Below are 18,740 nucleotides of genomic sequence, written 5' to 3' on the forward strand. Positions count from 1 at the left end.
CCTGGCCCGCGCTCCCGCCCGCTACTGGACGGAGCGCGTCAAGGCGGGTGCGGCGCCGGACAGGGGGCCGCGACTTCGGCTCCCCTCTGAAAGCGCGGCCGACTAGGGTTGCCCCGTCATGGCCCACCCTTCCGCTGGCAAGCCCCTTTCGCGCGACCTGCTGATCAACCCCGACAAGCTGCGCGCGCAGTACTACGACGACACGCCCGACGCGTCCGTGGCCGAGCAGCGCGTGGCCTTCGGCACCTCCGGTCACCGGGGGAGCGCCGCGCGGCGCAGCTTCAACGAGGCGCACATCCTCGCGGTCGCCCAGGCCCTGTGCGAGTACCGCAAGCAGCAGGGCTATGACGGCCCGCTGTTCCTGGGCATGGACACGCACGCCCTCTCCGAGCCCGCGCAGCGCACCACGCTGGAGGTGCTGGCCGCCCACGGCGTGGAGGTCCGCTACACGGACGGCGCCACGCCCACGCCGGTCATCTCCCACGCCATCCTCACGTACAACCGGGGCCGCACGAGCGGGCTCGCGGACGGCATCGTCATCACCCCGTCCCACAACCCGCCGGAGGACGGCGGCATCAAGTACAACCCGCCCAACGGCGGCCCCGCCGACACCCACGTCACCGCGCTGGTGGAGAAGCGCGCCAACGCGCTGATGGCCGAGGGCAACAAGGGCGTGCAGCGCATCCCCTACGAGCGGGCGCGCGCCAGCGCCACGGTGAAGCCGTACGACTTCATCACCCCGTACGTGGCGGACCTGGCGAACGTGGTGGACCTGGAGGTCATCCGGGACGCGAAGCTCAAGCTGGGCGCGGATCCGCTGGGCGGCTCCAACCTGGCGTACTGGGCACCCATCTCCCAGAGGTACGGCCTGGACCTCACGGTGGTGAACCCCACCGTGGACCCGACGTTCGGCTTCATGCCCGCGGACCATGACGGGAAGATCCGCATGGACTGCTCGTCGCCGTACGCGATGGCGAACCTGGTGAAGCTCAAGGACCAGTACGCGCTCGCGTTCGGCAACGACACGGACTCCGACCGCCACGGCATCGTCACCCGCAGCCAGGGGCTGATGAACCCGAACCACTACCTGGCCGTCGCCATCAGCTACCTCTTCCGCAACCGCCCGGGCTGGAAGGCGGACGCGGCGGTGGGCAAGACGCTGGTGAGCAGCAGCCTCATCGACCGCGTGGGCAAGGACCTGGGCCGCCGCGTGGTGGAGGTGCCGGTGGGCTTCAAGTGGTTCGTGGACGGGCTGCTGGACGGTTCGCTGGGCTTCGGCGGCGAGGAGAGCGCGGGCGCGTCCTTCCTGCGCCGCGACGGCACCGTGTGGACCACCGACAAGGACGGCATCATCCTGGACCTGCTCGCGGCGGAGATCCTCGCGCGCACCGGCAAGGACCCGGGCGAGCACTACCAGGACCTGGCGAAGAAGTTCGGCGCGCCGCTGTACACGCGCATCGACCAGCCGGCCACGTCCGCGCAGAAGGCCGTGCTGAAGAAGCTGTCGCCGGAGGCGGTGAAGGCCACGTCGCTCGCGGGCGAGCCCATCCTCCAGCGCCTCACGCGCGCGCCGGGCAACAACGCGGACCTGGGCGGCCTCAAGGTGACGACGGAGAACGGCTGGTTCGCCGCGCGTCCGTCCGGCACGGAGGATGTGTACAAGATCTACGCGGAGAGCTTCCGCGACCAGGCGCACCTGGACACCATCGTCCAGGAGGCGCGCGCCATCGTCGGTGAGGCGTTCGCCGGAAAGTAGGCGTGGACGGGGCGCCTCGCGCAGGCTTCGATGCCGCCGCGAGGAGCCCCACCCCCCATGGACGTGAAAACCATCCTGCAGTACGTGCTGGCGCTGTTCATGGTCGTGGCGGGGGTGAACCACTTCCTCAAGCCCCGCATGTACATGCGCATCATGCCGCCCTCCCTGCCCCGGCCCCGGGAGCTGGTGCTCGTGAGCGGCGTGGCGGAGGTGCTGCTGGGCATCTTCCTGCTGGTGCCCGCCACCACGCGGCTCGCGGCCTGGGGACTGGTCGCGCTGTTCGTGGCGGTGTTCCCCGCGAACCTCTACATGGCCCAGCACCCGGAGCATTTCCGGAAGATTCCCCGGGCCCTGCTCTGGCTGCGGCTGCCCCTGCAGGCCGTGCTCATCCTCTGGGCGCTCTGGTACACCTGAAGCGCGTCAGCGCCAGAGCGGCGCGTGGTCCTCGATGTACTGGCGCACCGTGCGCGTGGGGCGGCCCAGCAGGTTGGTGAGCGTGGGGTCCACCTGCTCCGCCTTCCCGAAGCGAAGCCCCACGTGCATCAGCGTCTGCATGCCCAGCTGGCGCCACGACAGCCGGCGCTGGTGCAGGTGGCGCACGTAGCCGGGCACCGACGCGGGCACGTAGCGGATGGGCCGGCCCAGCACCTCCGACAGCACCGACGCCACCTCGTCGAATGTCACCGCCTCCAGGCCGGTGAGCGTGAAGGCGCGGTTGCGCAGCGACGTGTCCAGCAGCGCCCGCGCCGCCACCTCGCCCACGTCGCGCACGTCCACGAAGGCCACCTTGCCGTGGCCCGCGGGAATGTAGAGCCGGCCGTCCTGGCGGATGTCCTCGCGGTACGCGTCGCCCAGGTTCTGCGCGAAGAACGCCGGACGCAGCAGCGTCCACCCGACGTTCGCGCGCAGCAGGTGCTCCTCCACCGCGTGGTGCGGCGCCCACGCGCGCTTCTCCGCGCCCGCCATGGACAGGAACACCACCTGCTTCACGCCCTGCGTGACGGCGGCGTCGATGAACGCGTTGAGCGCCCCTTCCGCGTGCGCGATGGCCGGCGGCCGCATCAGGAACACGCCCCGCACGCCCTCCAGCGCGGGGAGGAACGTCTCCGGCCGCAGGAAGTCCAGCGGCGCCGGCATCACGTCCCCGTCCATCTCCTTGAGCAGCGACACCGTGTGCTCCGGCGACTTCACCGCCGCGCGCACCGGCACCCCTTCGGACAGGAGCGCCCGCACCACCGCCCGCCCCACGTTGCCCGTGGGTCCCGTGACGAGCACCGGCCCACTCACCACGGCCACGGCTCCCATGCCCCCGCCCTTCCACCCGTCACCCGCCGGACAAGGCCGGCGCCAAGGGACGCTCCTGCGCTCATGCGGAACCTCCTCCTGCGAGCCCGCGACCCCGGAATCCTCCCGGGCGCGGGGCGATTCGGACCCACCCTGGCGTCCCATTCCCTACTCCGGAAAACGCACCCGTCCTGATCCGTTGAGGCCTCCGGCTCTTGAATTCCGGAACCTGAGAATGGAGCGTGCGCCAGCCGACACCCGCAGTGCGTCAGCGCCGGCTGCCCGGCCCCCCTGCTGGCCCTCCATCCTTCCTTGACTGATCCGGAGGTGCTCTTTAGGTTGAGAGGCTTCCACCGGCTCACCAGAGCCAAGAAGGATGTTCCATGGCCCGCGTTACCGTTGAAGACTGCCTTCCCTACGTGGACAACCGGTTCGCGCTGGTGCTCCTGGGCGCCAAGCGCGCGCGCCAGCTGATGGCCGGCGCCCGGCCCATCATCGAGACCTCGAAGAACAAGCCGCCCGTGCTCGCCCTGCGCGAGGTCGCCACCCAGCGCGTGAAGTTCGATCGCGACGTGCGCGAGGCGCTGTCCGGCAAGTACGTGGGCGAGGAAGCCAAGAAGTAGCTTCCGCCCTACGCCGGCTCCTTCCCCTCCACGGGGGGAGGAGCTCCGGCCGCCAGGCCCTGGGCGCGCATCCACCGCAGCGCCCGGCCCGCGACGGCCTTCTCACCCTTGTAGCCCAGCGCCGGAATCAGCCCCTCGAGCGGCATCCAGCGCACCTCGTCCACCTCCACGCGCGGCCCCGGCAGCGGCCCCAGCTCCCCCGCCTCGTAGCGGAAGAGGAAGAAGTGGACGCGCTTGAAGATGCGCTGCCCCCGGAACTGGTAGACGTAGCGGATCTCCCCCAGGGGCGCGAGCAGCGCCACGGAGGACAGCCCCGTCTCCTCCCGCACCTCGCGCCGCGCGGTCTGCTCCGGTGATTCACCCGGGTCCACGTGCCCCTTGGGCAGCGCCCACAGCTGCCGCCCGTGCGGACGGATGACCGCGACCTCCCAGGTACCGTCCTGGAAGCGGATGACGATGCCTCCTGAGGACGCCTCGCGCGGCATGGCCACCACCCTACCCGAAGCAGGCGGCGGCCGGGACCCTCAACCGCCGTGCGCGAAGTGGCGCAGCTTGGCCTCCGCGCCCAACCGGTAGGCGTAACGCAGGTCGCCGAGGAGCCGGTCCAACCGCCGGCTCAGGACATGCCCCATGAGCCGCGCGCAGAAGCGCCGGGACACCCGGTTCGCCTCCTCGTAGCGCCAGCGCTCCTCCACCGACAGCAGGGGCTGGTACGCGACCCGGTCGAAGAGGCGCGGCAGCAGCTCGCGCGCCCACCCGGCCACGCCCTCCCCCCAGCGGTGCATGAGGCAGACGACGAACTTGTCCACCTCCGCCTGGGCCTCCAGCTCCAGGAGCGACACCGTGCGCTCGTAGTGCGCCGTGTGCGCGACGTAGAGGAAGTGGCTGACGCCTTCGGTCACCTGGCAGTACCCGTCCAGGTCGCCCTCCAGCACGGAGCCCAGCGGGCTGCCCGCGTAACGCTCCATCCGGTCGCGCAGGCGCGGATCCAGATAGAGCGCCACCTCCAGGTCGCCCCGGGCCTCCAGCACCAGCAGCTCCTCCGGCGCGCGCCCGGTGCCGCCCAGGAGCGCGGCGACCTCCGCGTCCACCACCACGAAGGCCTCCGCGCGGGCCTCGCACCGGAAGCCGTAGATGGCCTCCAGGTGGGCCTGGAGCCTCCCCACGAGCGGAAAGTCCGCGGCGTCAGTTGGCAAGCGACCCCTTGCGCGGGACCCAACCCGCGTCCACCAGCACCCGCTCCAACCGGTCGCTGCCGGTGCGCGACCAGGTCTCGTACACCCGCAGCGCTCCCGAAGGCCCGGCGCTCACCAGCCCGCGCGCGCTGATCTCCTCCAGCACCTCCGCGAGCGAACGGAACTTGTCGCACAGCTCGCGGTACACGCCGGTGAAGCCGCCCGAGGGCACCAGCTCCGCGACCTGTCCGTACGCCGCGCCGCCCATCTGGATGTAGTAGTCCGGGCCCACCATCCCCTGCTGTAACGCGCCGGAGAAGAAGCCGACCTTGTAAAGCGACACGTCGCCCAGCCGCCGCAGCGTGCGGATGCGCTCCTCGCGCTCCTGCTGCAGCGCGCGGTGGTACAGCTCCGCCAGCGGTTCGTGGTCGCGTCGGCCCTCCGCGTCACGGCTGAACAGCTTGTCCGTGGCCGCGAACTCCGCCAGCAGGTTCACCAGGTAGAACTCGGTGGACTCGCCCAGCGCTACCCGCTGCCGGGCCGCGACCTCCAAGAGGAGCTCCCGGAAGAACTCCTTCAGCGAGGAAGAGGACGTCACCAGTCCGCTCATCGAGCACACCTCCCGAAGAAGCCTGGAAGCCCCCCGGGCCAGCGCCCGGACCTTCCAGGACACGCTGGGGACAAGCATAGCCATGTCGCAGGGCGTCAGCAAAAGGGACGCAAGTCTTATCAAGCACTTACGCTGGCACTCACGAGCGTCGAGTGCCAACGGCCGGACACCGGGGACGGACTGCCGGGCAGGCGTGTCACGTGGGAATCTTTTTCGGAAAAGCCCAATCAGGACGGGTATTTAGCGGCATCCGGACAGATGTCCCGACGTCGCTTGACGAGGTGAAGTCCCTGGTTATTATCCGCCGCGCCCGGGCGTTAGCACTCAGCAGGTGCGAGTGCCAACGCCGGGGCCCACAGGCCTTTTTTCAACAACCCCTGCGGCATCCCGGTCCGGACCTTCCGTCCGCCTCCGGCAGCCGCGATTCACAGGAGCAAGCCATGAAGATTCGTCCCCTGCAGGATCGGCTCATCATCAAGCGCGTCGCCGAGGAGAACAAGACCAAGGGCGGCCTCTTCATCCCCGACACGGCGAAGGAGAAGCCGCTCGAGGGCAAGGTCATCGCCGTCGGCAACGGCAAGGTGCTGGAGGACGGCAAGGTGCGCGCCATGGACATCAAGGCCGGCGACACCATCCTCTTCAGCAAGTACGCGGGCACGGAGATCAAGCTGGACGGCGAGGATCACCTGATCCTTCGCGAAGAGGACGTGCTGGGCATCATCGAGAAGTGAAGCCCGCCGTTCGTCTTTCCACTCCCAACTTCTAGAGGATTCAAACCATGGCGAAGGACATCATTTTCGAAGTGCGCGCGCGTGACGCCATCCTGCGCGGCGTGAACATCCTGGCCGACGCGGTCAAGGTGACCCTGGGGCCCAAGGGCCGCAACGTCGTCATCGAGAAGAGCTTCGGCTCCCCCACCATCACGAAGGACGGCGTGACGGTGGCGAAGGAAATCGAACTGGAGAACAAGTTCGAGAACATGGGCGCCCAGATGGTCAAGGAGGTCGCCTCCAAGACGTCGGACGTCGCCGGTGACGGCACCACCACGGCCACCGTGCTGGCGCAGGCCATCTTCCGCGAGGGCGCGAAGCTGGTCGCCGCGGGCCACAACCCGATGGACATCAAGCGCGGCATCGACAAGGCCGTCAGCGCCATCATCGCCGAGCTGAAGACGCTGGCGAAGCCGACCAAGGGCAACAAGGAGATCGCCCAGGTTGGCACCATCTCCGCGAACGGTGACACCACCATCGGCCAGATCATCGCGGACGCGATGGAGAAGGTCGGCAAGGAGGGCGTCATCACGGTGGAAGAGGCCAAGGGCCTGGACACCACCCTGGACGTCGTCGAGGGCATGCAGTTCGACCGCGGCTACCTGTCCCCGTACTTCGTGACGGATCCGGAGCGCATGGAGGTCGTGCTGAACGACCCCCTCATCCTCATCCACGAGAAGAAGATCTCGTCGATGAAGGACCTGCTCCCCATCCTGGAGCAGGTGGCGCGCGCGGGTAAGCCCCTGCTGATCATCGCCGAGGAAGTGGAGGGCGAGGCCCTGGCCACCCTGGTGGTGAACAAGATCCGCGGCGTGCTGAACGTGGCGGCGGTGAAGGCGCCGGGCTTCGGCGACCGCCGCAAGGCCATGCTGGAGGACATCGCGGTCCTCACCGGCGGCCGGATGATCGCCGAGGACCTGGGCATCAAGCTGGACACGCTGACGCTCCAGGACCTGGGCCGCGCCAAGCGCATCACCATCGACAAGGACAACACCACCATCGTCGACGGCTCGGGCAGCCAGTCGGAGATCGAGGCGCGCGTGAAGCAGATCCGCGCCCAGGTGGAGGAGACCTCCAGCGACTACGACCGTGAGAAGCTCCAGGAGCGCCTCGCGAAGCTCGTGGGCGGCGTGGCCGTCATCAACGTGGGCGCCGCGACCGAGACGGAGATGAAGGAGAAGAAGGCCCGCGTGGAGGACGCGCTCAACGCGACCCGCGCGGCCGTCGAGGAGGGCGTGGTGCCCGGCGGTGGCGTGGCGTACATCCGCTGCCTCAAGGCCCTGGACACCCTGAAGGTCGCCGACGGTGAGAAGTCCGGCGTGGACATCATCCGCCGCTCCGTCGAGGAGCCGCTGCGTCAGATCGTCGGCAACGGCGGCCTGGAGGGCAGCGTGGTGGTGAACAAGGTCAAGGAGGGCACGGGCCCCTACGGCTTCAACGCCGCCACGGGCGTCTACGAGGACCTGCTGGCCGCGGGCGTCATCGACCCGGCCAAGGTGAGCCGCACCGCGCTGCAGAACGCCGCGTCGGTCGCCTCGCTGATGCTCACCACGGAGGCCATGGTCGCCGAGCGCCCGAAGGCGGACGACGACAAGGGCGGCGGCGGCGGTGGTGGCATGGGCGGTATGGGTGGCATGGGCGGTATGGGCGGCATGGGCATGTAGTCGCCCCACCCTTCCCCGCTTCTTCAGGGGACGGGACTTGACGGCCTCCGGCGCCCACCTGGGTTCCGGGGGCCGTCGTGTTTCAAGGGGCCAGGCACGCGAAAGGCCCTTGGCCACCCGTGCAACGGACCCTTAGGTTTGGCATCAAGAGAGCCAGGAGGCATTCCATGAAGCCCGTGAAGATCTACACGACGACCTACTGTGGCTTTTGCGTGCGGGCGAAGGACCTGCTCAAGCGCAAGGGCGTGGCGTACGAAGAGGTGGACGTCACCGGGGACGACGACGCCCGCGCGAAGCTGGTGGAGATGAGCAACGGGCAGCGCACCGTGCCGCAGATCTTCATCGGCGACACGCACGTGGGCGGCTACTCGGACCTGGCCCAGTTGGACAAGGAGCAGCGGCTGGATCCCATGCTCCGCGCGTAGTCCCCAAGGCAGGCAGGCGGCCGGGCCCCGGGTCCGGACGCCACCCATGCCCGCCGTGCCTACCTTCTCCGTCAAGGCATTCACCCCTTTCACGGGAGGAACACCATGGCGGGCGGACAGGAAACGACGGGGACCCGGGACGAGCATCACGACCTCATCAGCACGCTCTACCACCTGCTCAAGGGCGCGTCGGTGAGCGAGCAGTACCTGCGCGACGCGGAGGCCGCGGGCGACCAGGAGCTGGCGCAGCTGTTCCGCGACTGGCAGGACGAACAGCGCAACCTCGCCGAGCGCGCCAAGAACCTGCTGGGCGCACGGATGGTGAACGCGCAGGCCGGCACGGGCCGCGCGGCCGCTTCCGGGTCCAAGGGCACGAAGCGCAAGGCCAACACGAACGCGGAGGTGCCCACGCGCGAGGTGAAGGGCCCCACCAACGCGAGCGTGCGCTCCGGCGGGAGCCCGGACGACGACGCGGTGGATGAGCAGTCCAAGGAGTCGTTCCCCGCGAGCGACGCACCCGCGAAGTACTGACGCGAGAAGACGCACGGGAAGCGGGCCCGACGTCCCCGGTAGGGGTGGACGGGCCCCTTCTGTCTTCATCTTCAACGGACGTTTCCGCGTCCACTTGTTCCGCTTGCCCCTTGTGTCCAGTCCCCCCTAAAGAGGCGGGATTGAGGGCGAACCGGGGTCTTTTTGCCCCGCACGCCCCGTTGCGACCAGGGGTCCGTGACCATGATTGACAGACCGGATGTCACCGAAACCGTCCACGCGGAGCGCGAAGGCCAGGCCACTCGCGTCCCTCTTCACGAGTGGACGGTGGAGGTGGTGGGCGGTCCGGACAAGGGCAAGAAGGTCACCACGCGGGATTCGCTGGTGCGCGTGGGCTCCGACACCGCGGGCGACCTGGTGCTGACCGACCCGACGGTGAGCCGCCGTCACCTGGAGGTGGAGCGGCTGCCGCAGGGGCTGCTGCTGCGCGACACCGGCAGCCGCAACGGCACGTTCCTGGACGGCCGGCGCATCCTCCAGGCCTTCGTCACCAGCGGCGACAAGGTGGAGCTGGGCAAGACGAAGCTCGCGGTGAAGGTGGCCGCCCGCGCGACGGAGGTGGAGGTCGCCGGCACGGAGTCCTTCGGGCAGCTCGTCGGCAGCTCGGAGAAGATGCGCTGGGTCTTCACGGAGCTGCGCCGCATCGCGCGGGAGGACATGAACCTGCTCGTCGAGGGTGAGACGGGCACGGGCAAGGAGCTGGCCGCGCGTGCGGTGCACCAGCACTCGCTGCGCCGCCACGGCGCCTTCAAGGTCGTGGACTGCAACCTCATCTCCGAGGAGAAGGCGGAGCGCGAGCTGTTCGGCGGGCTGCGCGCCGGGGAGAACGAGGACAAGGCCGCGCGCGGCATCTTCGAGGCGGCGCGCGGCGGCACCCTCTTCCTGGACGAGGTGGGCGAGCTGCCCCTGTCCGTGCAGGGCAAGCTGTTGCGCGTGCTGGAGACGCGCGAGGTGCCGTCGCTGGACGGGCAGCCGGTGGCGGTGGACGTGCGCGTCATCGCCTCCACGCACCGCAACCTGGAGGAGGACGTGCGCCAGGGCCGCTTCCGCGCGGACCTCTACTTCCGGCTCGCGGTGGCGCGCGTGCGGCTGCCGCCCCTGCGCACCCGCCGCGACGACATCCCCACGCTGTCCCAGGCGCTGTCGCGCGGCATGAAGGCCGCGCTGGAACTGACGCCGCAGACGCTGGCCCTCTTCGAGGGCTACGACTGGCCGGGCAACGTGCGCGAGCTGCGCAACGTGCTGGAGCGCGGTGCCCTGATGCAGGAGACGGGCAACACCAGCTGGCTGGACTTCCTGGCGCACACGCCCAAGCGCACGGAAGGCACGGAGCCCGCCACCAACGTCACGGCCATCGTCACCGGCATGCCGTACCACGAAGCGAAGGACCGGGTGCTCGCGGACTTCGAGCGGCTGTACTTCGCCGAAATCATGCGCGAGGTGGCCTTCGACATGAAGGCCGCGGAGCAGCGCACCGGCCTGTCCATGCAGAGCCTCTACCGCCTGTTGAAGAAGAACGGGCTCCGCCTCAAGGACCTCAAGAACGCCGAGGGCCTGGAGAAGTGAGCGCCCGAGCGCAGTCCCAACCACCCCAACCGGGAGAAAGCCTCACCATGCTGAGACGTCTCGCCGTCGCCTCCGTCATCCTCACCGCCGCCTGTGCCGGGCAGCAGAAGACCGAAGCCCCCGCCGAGGGTCAGAAGCAGATGACCAAGGAAGAGCGGCTGCGCATCACCAACCAGCCCCCGTTCGACCTGGCGACCTGCTTCCCTCGTGAGCAGAACCTGCCCTCGCCCGCCAACGAGGGCGTCCTCGTGGGCGCGCTCCTGAGCGTCCGTCCGGACGTGCTGGAGTGCCTGGTGGACCCGGCGAACCGCGGCGCCGCGGCCAGCACCAAGGTGACGGTGAAGACGACCGTCAACGCCCAGGGCGCCACGCACGCCATCACCGGGGAGAACCTCACCCCGGCGGGCACCGCCTGCATCCAGCAGGTGCTGGACACGCACGTGAAGCCCACGCCGCTGGCGGCGGACGCCAAGCCGGTGGAGGCCACGTACGCGTACGACCACGCCACGGCCAACAACGCCTCCGTCACCATGGGCATCAACGAGGGCTCGGACTTCTCCGGCACGGTGCGCCTGGCGGAGAAGAGCTGGTGTGACTGCTTCGCCGGCTTCAAGGAGGGCACGCCGCCGGTGCTGGCCTCCGACATCCACATCGTGAAGGGCCAGCCCAACCCGACGGAGGTCGTCTTCAAGCCCTCCGGCAGCACCGAGGGTGACCAGCTCGCGTCCTGTCTGCAGGCGAAGGTCGCCAAGATGCCCGCGACGACGACGGGCGAGCTGAAGTTCCCCTTCCGCTTCGTGTTCTTCAACTCGCAGGCCCCGGTGGAGGCCTCCGCGAGCATGCCGCCGGAGCTGCGCTTCTTCCAGCTGGAGCTGGCGCGCACCCAGACGGCCGCCGCGTCCGCCATCGCCTTCGGCGCGCGCACCAACGCGGCGGACACGTATGACGCCGTCGTGCAGAAGTACACCAAGACGAAGGACTACAAGCTCTTCGACGAGCTGGCCTCCAAGTGCACCGCGCTGGTGGATTCCGCCACCAAGTGGGTGGACGCGCTCAAGGCGCAGGAGACGGTGGACCAGACGACCCTGAAGCTGGTGCAGGAGCTCAAGGCCCAGAAGGAAGACTGGGCCCCGGTGGAGGCCGCCAGCCAGGAGGCCCTGGCCAACACCCAGAAGGACCTCACCGCCGCCCAGCAGCGTCTGGCCGCGGACCAGGGCGCCTGCCCGAAGAAGAGCTACAACGCGCCGAAGAAGAAGTAGTCCTTCGCGGCACGCAGTCGCTGAAATGAGAACGGGCGCTCCGGAGGACATCCCGGGGCGCCCGTCGTCATTTCGTGGACTCCACCCCGCGCCTTACGACGCGGCGGGGACCTTGTCGTCGTTGTGCGCGGAGGCCTCGCGCATCTTCACGCTGACGAGCTTGGAGATGCCGGGCTCCTCCATGGTGACGCCGTAGAGCGTGTCGGCGATCTCCATGGTGCGCTTGTTGTGCGTGATGAGGATGAACTGCGACTGGCGGCTCATCTCCTTCACCATGTCGTTGTAGCGGCCCACGTTGCCCTCATCCAGCGGGGCGTCGACCTCGTCCAGGAGGCAGAAGGGGGTCGGCTTGATGAGGAAGATGCCGAAGATGAGCGCCACGGCGGTGAGGGCCTTCTCACCACCGGAGAGCAGGTTGACGCTCTGGAGCTTCTTGCCCGGCGGCTGGGCGACGATCTCCACGCCCGGCTCCCCGTTGGGGCCTTCCTGCGTGAGGATGAGGCTGGCCCGGCCACCGCCGAACAGGCGCGGGAAGATGGCCTGGAACTTCTCGTTCACCACGTCGAAGGTCTGCTTGAAGCGCTCGCGGCTGGTCGCGTCGATGCGGACGATGGCTTCCTTCAGCTGGCTGATGGACGCCTGGAGGTCCTGGCGCTGCGAGGAGAGGAACTCGAAGCGCTTGGACAGCTCCGCGTGCTCGTCGATGGCGGTGAGGTTGATCTCCCCCATCTTCTCCACCTGGGCGCGCAGGTCCTTGAGCTCGCTCTCCACTTCCGGCGAGAGCGGCGCCAGCAGGTGGTAGTTGTGCAGCTCCGTGGCCAGCTCCAGCTGGTAGCGCTCGCGGACGCCGGCGGCCAGGTGCTCCAGCTCCAGGCCAATCTCCTTCTCGCGCAGGGTGATTTGCGACAGGCCCTGCATGAGCTCGTCCAGCCGGCCGCGCAGCTCGCGGAAGGAGGTGTCCTGCTCGCGCACCTCGGTGGTGGCGGTGGTGTGCGCGGTGCGGCGGGCCTCCAGGGCCTCCGCGGCCACGCGGTGCTCCTCCGCCCGGTGGTCCTTGGTGGACTCCAGCTCCGCGAGCCGGCCCTGCAGCTGCTCCACCTTGGTGCGGCCGTCCGTCACCGTGGCCTGCAGGCGGCTGACGCGCGTCTCCATGTCGCGGCGCTGCGACACCAGGCTCTCCAGCTCCTTGCGGGCGGACTCGCCGCGCTCGCTGCCGGCGGCCACCTTCACGCGCAGGCCCATCAGGTCCGCGGACGCCGAGTCCGCGCGCTGGCGCAGCCCCTCCAGCTCCCCGGCGTACTGGCGCACGCGCTCCTCGCGCGCCTCGCGGTCCGCCTGGCCGTGGGCCACCTCGCCCCGGCTGGACTCCTCCTCGTTGGCGAGCGCGGTGTGGCTCTGTGAAAGCTGCCCCTCCTCGCCCTCCAGCGAGCGCAGCCGCTCGCGCACCCGGGCCAGGTCCTCGCTCGCCTTGTGGAGGTCCTTCTCCTGGCTGGCCAGGTTGACCTCCTCCGCGTGCTGCTCCTTGCCCAGGCCCTTGAGGACGGCCTCCGCCTGCCCCATCTGCTTCTGGAGCGTGTAGTGGCGGGTCAGGATTTCGTTGTAGCGCTCCTCCACCCGCGCCACTTCGGCCGCAAGCTCGGCGATCTCGCGCTTCTTCTGGAGCGCGCCCACCGCCGCGCCCTCGCGCTCGCCGCCGGTGATGGTGCCGTCCGCGCGGAAGACCTCGCCCTCCAGCGTGACGAGCGTGCACGGCACGGGGGTGCTCTCCGCGTACTCGCGGGCGGCCAGCAGGTCCTGGACGATGACCACGTCGCCCAGCAGCAGCTTGAGCACCGGCTCCAGCGCGGGCTCGCAGGACACTTCCTTCAGCGCGTGCGCCAGGACGCCCGGGCGCGAGAGGTCCGGCTCCACGAAGGCCCGGGCCTGCTCACCGGAGGGCACCGGCAGGAAGGTGCCGCGCCCTTCGGCGTGGCCCTTCAGGTACTCCACCAGCTCCACACCCTTCTCGCGGCTGTCCACGATGACGTGCTGGAGCCGCTCGCCCAGGGCGGCCTCCACCGCGCGCTCGTAGCGCGGCGAGTTCACCGTGAGCACGTCCGCCACCAGGCCGAAGATGCCCTGTTCGCGGGCCGCCTCCGCCGCGCGCACCATGACGGCGCGCACGCCCCGGTCGAAGCCGTCGTAGTTCTTCTGGATGTCCTCCAGGGACGACAGGCGGCTGCGCTTGTCGCTCAGCTCCTCGCGCAGCGCGATGACCTGGACCTCGTTCTCCGTGAAGGCCTCGCGCGTGCGGGTGAGGGCCTCCTCCTCCTGGCCCCGGCGCTCGGCCAGCTCGGACGCCAGGTGGCGCGTGTCCTCCACGTGCTTCGCCGCCTGGGTGCGGACGCCGTCCAGCTCCTGCTCCTGGGCGCGCAGGGTCTCCAGCTCGCCGGCCAGCTTCGCGCGGCGGGACTCCAGGTCCGTGCGCTGGCGCGCCAGGTTGACCAGGTTGCTCTCGTGGTTCGCCAGGCGCGTGGCCACGGCGACCAGCCCCGCCCGCTCCTGCTCCAGGCGCAGGGAGATTTCCGTCTGGAGCACGGAGACGCGGCGCTGCTCCTCCAGGGCCACCTGCATGGCCACTTCGTCTTCCTTGTACGACCCGGCGATGCCCGACAGCTCCGACTCGCGGGCCGTCATGGTCTGCACGACTTCCGCCTGCCGCGCGAGCAGCGCGTCCAGCTCCGCCTGCGCGGACTCCACGCGCGTGCCGGTCTCCTCGAAGTCGCGCCGGCCGTACGCCAGCTCCTGCGCTTCGCGCTGCAGGGCGCTCTCCAGCGAGTGCACCTCGCCGGCGAACTGCTGGAGGGCCGCGCCTTCCGCGTCCAGCTCCGCGCGGCGGCGGGTGATGACCTCCTCCAGCTCCTTCACCCGGTCCAGGCCCTCGCGCTCCTCGCCGCCCAGGTTCTCCAGGCGCGACTGGAGCACGCGCTTCTCCGCCATCAGCTCCAGCGAGCGGTGGCTGGTCGAGTGCAGGTCAATCTCCCGCATGCGCGCCTTGAGCTTGCGGTACTTCTCCGCCTTCTTCGCCTGGCGCGACAGCGTGTCGAGCCGCTTCTCCAGCTCGCCCGTGATGTCGTTGACGCGCAGAAGGTTGGCCTCGGTGGCCTCCATCTTGCGCTCGGCGGCCTTGCGGCGGGCCTTGTACTTGGTGACGCCCGCGGCCTCCTCCAACAGGTGCCGGCGGTCCTCCGGCTTGCTGGAGACGATGAGGCCCACGCGGCCCTGCTCGATGATGGAGTAGGCCTTGGTGCCCACGCCCGTGCCGAGGAACAGCTCGGTGATGTCCAGCAGGCGGCAGAGGGTCTTGTTGATGAGGTACTCGGAGTCGCCGTTGCGGAACAGGCGCCGAGTCACGGTGATCTCACTGAAGCCCTGGTACTGCGGCGCCAGCGTGTCCGTGTCGTCCACGAGGAAGGTGAGCGACACCTCCGCCATGGACAGGGGCGGCTTGTTCTCCGAGCCGTTGAAGATGACGTCTTCCATGCCGCGGCCGCGCAGGTTCTTCGCGCTCTGCTCGCCCATCACCCAGCGGATGGCGTCCACGACGTTGGATTTGCCACACCCATTGGGGCCGACGACGCCCGTGACGCCCTCGTCGAAGGAGAAGACGCTCCGCTCCATGAACGACTTGAAGCCGGTGATGTCCAGGCGCTTGATTCGCATGCCAGCGGGCTCCCTACGAGCGACGGTGAGACGGGGTGAAAACGCGCGCGGGGCCGGAAAATCGGCTCCGCAGCGTTCGGCAGGAGTACCAACGCACCCCACCCCGGATCAAGCGTGACCATGCCACGCATGACCCTATGTCCAGTGCTACAGGCCGGTGTGCGAGCAGCCTCGCACCACCCTTGCAAAGCAGCCGACCCACCCTACCTTCCCCTTGATCTTTCTGGAGGCGTCCTACGTTTCAGCCCTTGCTTGCCCTGTCGCTCCTCGTGGGCGCGTCCCCGACGTCTCAGGTAGCACCCCGGTCTGACATGGCGGCGGCGGCGGCGCCGGCCCCCTGTCCGAACCCCTGGTTTCCCATGGAAGAAGGCCTGTCGCTGACCTACCGGGCCGGCCGCTCGTCGGAGCTGGTGCTGGCGACGAAGGACGTCGCCCCCGCCCCGGACGGGACGGTCAAGGCCACGCTGGCGGTGAGCCTCAAGGGCCGCAGCGGCCAGACGGACCTCACCTGCGACGCCCAGGGCGTGCGCACGGGCCTGGGCGGCCTGGAGGGCACGCTCCTGTCCGCGTCCGGCATGGACGTCCAGGTGGTGAACGCGGAGGGCGCGGCCGTGCCGGCGCCGTCCGTGATGGTGCCCGGAGGCACCTGGAAGAACAGCCTGTCGGTGAAGCTCCAGCCGCCGGCCAAGAAGGGCGGCCTGCGCCCCACCATCGCCACGACCTTCGACAAGGAGGCCACGGTGGTGGGCGAGGAGGAGGTCACCGTCCAGGCGGGCACCTTCAAGGCCCTGAAGATCCGCAACATCACCACGGCCCGCGCCAGCCGCCCCGGCTCGGAAGGCCGCTCCATGGAGAGCTTCATGTGGTTCGCCCCGGACGTGGGCATCGTCAAGCTGACCACGGACGGCGAAACCAACCTGGAGCTGCTCAAGGTGGACCGGCCCAACGCCAAGGTGAAGCCGGCGTCCATCCAGGGCGGCGCGAAGAAGAAGGCCGTGAAGCCCACCAAGGGCTAGGCCTTCACCCCGTCTCGCCGGAGGACGCGGGCGGCTCCGAGGGGCGGCCTCCGTCCTTGGGCTGCGCGGTGGGGCGCGACTGCGGCTCCACCGTGACGCGCACCACGCGGGGGCCGTCCACCTCCTCCACGAGGATGCGCCACATGTCGAGCTTGAGGCTGTCGCCCTTCTCCGGCACGCGGCCCAGCTTCGTCATCAGGTAGCCGGCGATGGTGGTGACTTCGCCCTTCTCGTCGTCGCTCAGGTCGAAGTTCACGTCCAGCTGGGCCTCCAGGTCGTCCAGCTGCGCGGTGCCCGGCAGTTCGAAGCGGCCTCCGGGCAGCGCCCGGACCTCCTCCACGCGCCGGCCCAGCTCCGCCACGTCGCCCACCACCTCCGCCACCACGTCCGCGATGGTGACGAGCCCCGACGTGCCACCGTGCTCGTCCACCACCATGGCGATCTGCCGGCGGCGGCGGCGGAACTCCGTGAGCAGCTGCTCCAGCGTCGCGTTCTCCGGGATGAAGAGCACCGGCCGCTGCACCTGGGAGAGGCTGCGCAGCTCGCCGCGCGACAGGAGGAAGAACAGGTCCTTCACGTTCACCACGCCCTCGACCTCGTCGAGGTTGCCCCGGCACACCGGCAGCCACGTGTGCCCGGACGCCCGCGCGTCGATGACGTTCTTGTCGAGCGTCTCCTCCACGTCCAGGTAGCGCATCTGGTTGCGGGGCACCATCACCTGGCGCGCCGTCTTCTGCGCCATCTCCAGCGCGCGCTCCAGGAGCTCCGCTCGCGCCGTGGTGATGGCGCCCGCCTGCGCGGAGCTGTGCAGGATGACGCGCAGCTCCTCTTCGTTCGTGGCCTCGTGCGACTCGCTGGCGGAGTGCAGGCCGAACGCCTTGAGCACCATCCCCGCCAGCCAGTTGAGCAGCCGGATGGCCGGGTAGAAGAGGAAGTAGAACGCGCGCATGGGCAGCGCCACCGCGAGCGTCGTCTGCTCCGCGCGCTGGATGGCGACGCTCTTGGGCGCCAGCTCCCCCATCACGATGTGCAGGAACGTGATGATGCTGAAGCCGATGATGCCCGCCGCGGTGGAGCCGTACTTCGCCGCCATCGCCTCCGGCAGCACCTTCTCCACCACCGGGTGCAGCAGGTGTTCGAACGCGGGCTCACCCAGCCAGCCCAGGCCCAGCGACGCGAGCGTGATGCCGAACTGGGTGGCGGACAGGTACGCGTCCAGCTCGCTCACCATCTTCAGGGCCATGCCCGCGCCCGGCGTGCCCTCGTCCACCAGGGACTGCAGGCGCGTGGCGCGGATCTTCACGATGGCGAACTCCGTCGCCACGAAGAAGCCGTTCGCGACGACCAGCAGCAGCGCCAGCCCCAGGAAAACCCATTCCATGTGTGATTCCCTCAGAAGAGGGCTTCGAAGTCCGGATCGCCCTTGAGCACGTCGAACATGGGGTCCGCGGACAGCCACCCCAGGACCTTCTGCCGGTCCGCCGCCAGCGCCTTCTGGAGGTACTGGACAGCGTCCTTCGGACGGCCCCACAGCGCGTACAGCGCCGCCAGGTTGTAGTTGAGCAGCAGGTCTTCCGCGTTGAGCGCCCGGGCGCGCTCGTAGGCGCGCTCGGCTTCCGCGTAGAAGCCCTTCTGCGCGTAGCAGATGCCCAGGTCCAGCTGCGCCTCGAAGTTGTCCGGCTCCAGCCGCACCACTTCCTTCAGCTGGGTGATGGACGAGCGGTAGTCCCCCTCGTCCATCATCAGCGCCGCCAGCTCATGCCGGGGGAAGGCGTCCTGCGGGTCCAGCTCGATGGCGGACTGCAGCTCGCGCATCGCCTCTTCCACCCGCCCCTGGTCCGCGTAGGTGAGGCCCAGGTTCAAGTGGGCGTCCGGGTACTCCGGATCCAGCTCGATGGCTTCCTTGTACTCCTCCACCGCCATCTCACTGGCGTGGGTGGAGAGGAAGCAGGCCAGGTTGTAGTGGGCGGTGGCGCTCTCCGGCTCCAGCTTCAGCGCGGTGAGGTACTCCGCCAACGCCTCGCGGAACTGCTTCTTCTCCGCGTAGACCGTGGCCAGGTTGTCGTGCGCGTGCGCCGACGTGGGGTCCAGGTCGATGGCCTTCCGGAACTCCTTGATGGCCTCGTCCAGCCAGCCGCGATCCGCCAGCTCGATGCCGCGGGTGTTGTGCTCGTCGGACAGAGCGATGTTGTCCTTTTCCCGGGCCATGAGCGCGCGGCAATCTACGCGTCGCGCGTTTCCCCGTGCAAGGTAGAGTTTCCCCTTGTCCATGCGCCACGCCGCCCTGCTGCTCCTGCTTTCGCTCGCCGCCTGTCATCCCCGCCCCGTGACGCCCACGGCC

At 69.4% G+C, this 18,740-nt stretch carries 17 protein-coding genes; 10 read left to right on the plus strand and 7 right to left on the minus strand.

Going from position 1 to position 18,740, the window contains the following annotated elements; translation table 11 throughout:
- Window positions 1-118 precede the first annotated feature (118 nt).
- Together pgm and D7X32_RS34780 are read left to right on the plus strand one after the other, a co-directional pair.
- Window positions 119-1,756: a phosphoglucomutase (alpha-D-glucose-1,6-bisphosphate-dependent) gene (gene pgm / locus D7X32_RS34775; protein WP_120606875.1), complete on the plus strand. Its 1,638-nt coding sequence runs from the start codon at window positions 119-121 to the stop codon at window positions 1,754-1,756.
- 57 nt (window positions 1,757-1,813) lie between these two features.
- Window positions 1,814-2,170 carry a DoxX family protein gene (locus D7X32_RS34780; protein WP_120606876.1) on the plus strand — a complete coding sequence of 119 codons (357 nt, stop codon included), beginning with the start codon at window positions 1,814-1,816 and terminating at the stop codon, window positions 2,168-2,170.
- 6 nt (window positions 2,171-2,176) lie between these two features.
- Here the strand turns inward: D7X32_RS34780 and D7X32_RS34785 are convergent, their stop codons facing one another.
- Window positions 2,177-3,061 carry an SDR family oxidoreductase gene (locus D7X32_RS34785; protein ID WP_208752635.1) on the minus strand — a complete coding sequence of 295 codons (885 nt, stop codon included), beginning with the start codon at window positions 3,059-3,061 and terminating at the stop codon, window positions 2,177-2,179.
- A gap of 362 nt (window positions 3,062-3,423) precedes the next feature.
- Between D7X32_RS34785 and rpoZ the strand changes: the two genes are divergently transcribed.
- The gene (rpoZ, locus tag D7X32_RS34790) at window positions 3,424-3,663 is read left to right on the plus strand and encodes a DNA-directed RNA polymerase subunit omega (protein ID WP_014395366.1); all 240 of its coding nucleotides are present in this window, start codon (window positions 3,424-3,426) and stop codon (window positions 3,661-3,663) included.
- Between the two features lie 8 nt (window positions 3,664-3,671).
- Here rpoZ and D7X32_RS34795 read toward each other — a convergent pair whose 3' ends face one another.
- From D7X32_RS34795 to D7X32_RS34805, 3 genes are read right to left on the minus strand one after another with little or no spacing between them, the layout of a single operon-like run.
- Window positions 3,672-4,148: an NUDIX hydrolase gene (locus tag D7X32_RS34795; RefSeq protein WP_120606889.1), complete on the minus strand. Its 477-nt coding sequence runs from the start codon at window positions 4,146-4,148 to the stop codon at window positions 3,672-3,674.
- A gap of 39 nt (window positions 4,149-4,187) precedes the next feature.
- A complete protein-coding gene (locus D7X32_RS34800; protein WP_120606877.1) occupies window positions 4,188-4,859 on the minus strand; it encodes a hypothetical protein in 672 nt (223 codons plus the stop codon).
- Entirely contained in the window at window positions 4,849-5,448 is a 600-nt protein-coding gene (locus tag D7X32_RS34805; protein ID WP_120606878.1) for a hypothetical protein, read from the minus strand. Before D7X32_RS34805 ends, D7X32_RS34800 begins: the two co-directional genes overlap by 11 nt.
- A 440-nt stretch (window positions 5,449-5,888) precedes the next feature.
- Between D7X32_RS34805 and groES the strand changes: the two genes are divergently transcribed.
- The 6 genes from groES (at window position 5,889) to D7X32_RS34835 (ending at window position 11,681) form a co-directional block, all read left to right on the plus strand.
- Window positions 5,889-6,179 carry a co-chaperone GroES gene (gene groES, locus D7X32_RS34810; protein WP_014395362.1) on the plus strand — a complete coding sequence of 97 codons (291 nt, stop codon included), beginning with the start codon at window positions 5,889-5,891 and terminating at the stop codon, window positions 6,177-6,179.
- Between the two features lie 47 nt (window positions 6,180-6,226).
- On the plus strand, window positions 6,227-7,882 hold the full coding sequence (gene groL, locus D7X32_RS34815) for a chaperonin GroEL (RefSeq protein WP_120606879.1): 1,656 nt from the start codon (window positions 6,227-6,229) through the stop codon (window positions 7,880-7,882).
- Window positions 7,883-8,049: 167 nt separating this feature from the next.
- Window positions 8,050-8,307 (plus strand): glutaredoxin 3, encoded by a 258-nt coding sequence (gene grxC, locus D7X32_RS34820; RefSeq protein WP_120606880.1) that lies wholly within the window; start codon window positions 8,050-8,052, stop codon window positions 8,305-8,307.
- Window positions 8,308-8,412: 105 nt separating this feature from the next.
- Window positions 8,413-8,838: a hypothetical protein gene (locus tag D7X32_RS34825; RefSeq protein ID WP_120606881.1), complete on the plus strand. Its 426-nt coding sequence runs from the start codon at window positions 8,413-8,415 to the stop codon at window positions 8,836-8,838.
- A 201-nt stretch (window positions 8,839-9,039) separates the two neighbouring features.
- Window positions 9,040-10,422, plus strand: a complete 1,383-nt coding sequence (locus D7X32_RS34830) for an FHA and sigma-54 interaction domain-containing protein (protein WP_120606882.1) — start codon at window positions 9,040-9,042, stop codon at window positions 10,420-10,422.
- A 47-nt stretch (window positions 10,423-10,469) separates the two neighbouring features.
- The gene (locus tag D7X32_RS34835; RefSeq protein ID WP_120606883.1) at window positions 10,470-11,681 is read left to right on the plus strand and encodes a hypothetical protein; all 1,212 of its coding nucleotides are present in this window, start codon (window positions 10,470-10,472) and stop codon (window positions 11,679-11,681) included.
- 93 nt (window positions 11,682-11,774) lie between these two features.
- Here D7X32_RS34835 and smc read toward each other — a convergent pair whose 3' ends face one another.
- The gene (smc, locus tag D7X32_RS34840) at window positions 11,775-15,383 is read right to left on the minus strand and encodes a chromosome segregation protein SMC (RefSeq protein ID WP_120606884.1); all 3,609 of its coding nucleotides are present in this window, start codon (window positions 15,381-15,383) and stop codon (window positions 11,775-11,777) included.
- Between the two features lie 359 nt (window positions 15,384-15,742).
- Here smc and D7X32_RS34845 point away from each other — a divergent pair, with 359 nt between their 5' ends.
- Window positions 15,743-16,399: a TapB family protein gene (locus D7X32_RS34845; RefSeq protein ID WP_244239347.1), complete on the plus strand. Its 657-nt coding sequence runs from the start codon at window positions 15,743-15,745 to the stop codon at window positions 16,397-16,399.
- Between the two features lie 4 nt (window positions 16,400-16,403).
- On the opposite strand, the gene D7X32_RS34850 is transcribed toward D7X32_RS34845, so the two are convergent.
- Entirely contained in the window at window positions 16,404-17,780 is a 1,377-nt protein-coding gene (locus D7X32_RS34850) for a hemolysin family protein (RefSeq protein ID WP_120606886.1), read from the minus strand.
- Between the two features lie 11 nt (window positions 17,781-17,791).
- Window positions 17,792-18,607, minus strand: coding sequence for a tetratricopeptide repeat protein (locus D7X32_RS34855; protein WP_120606887.1), 816 nt, complete (start codon window positions 18,605-18,607; stop codon window positions 17,792-17,794).
- Between the last annotated feature and the right edge of the window lie 133 nt (window positions 18,608-18,740).

It is taken from the genome of Corallococcus carmarthensis, assembly GCF_003611695.1.
GTDB lineage: Bacteria > Myxococcota > Myxococcia > Myxococcales > Myxococcaceae > Corallococcus > Corallococcus carmarthensis.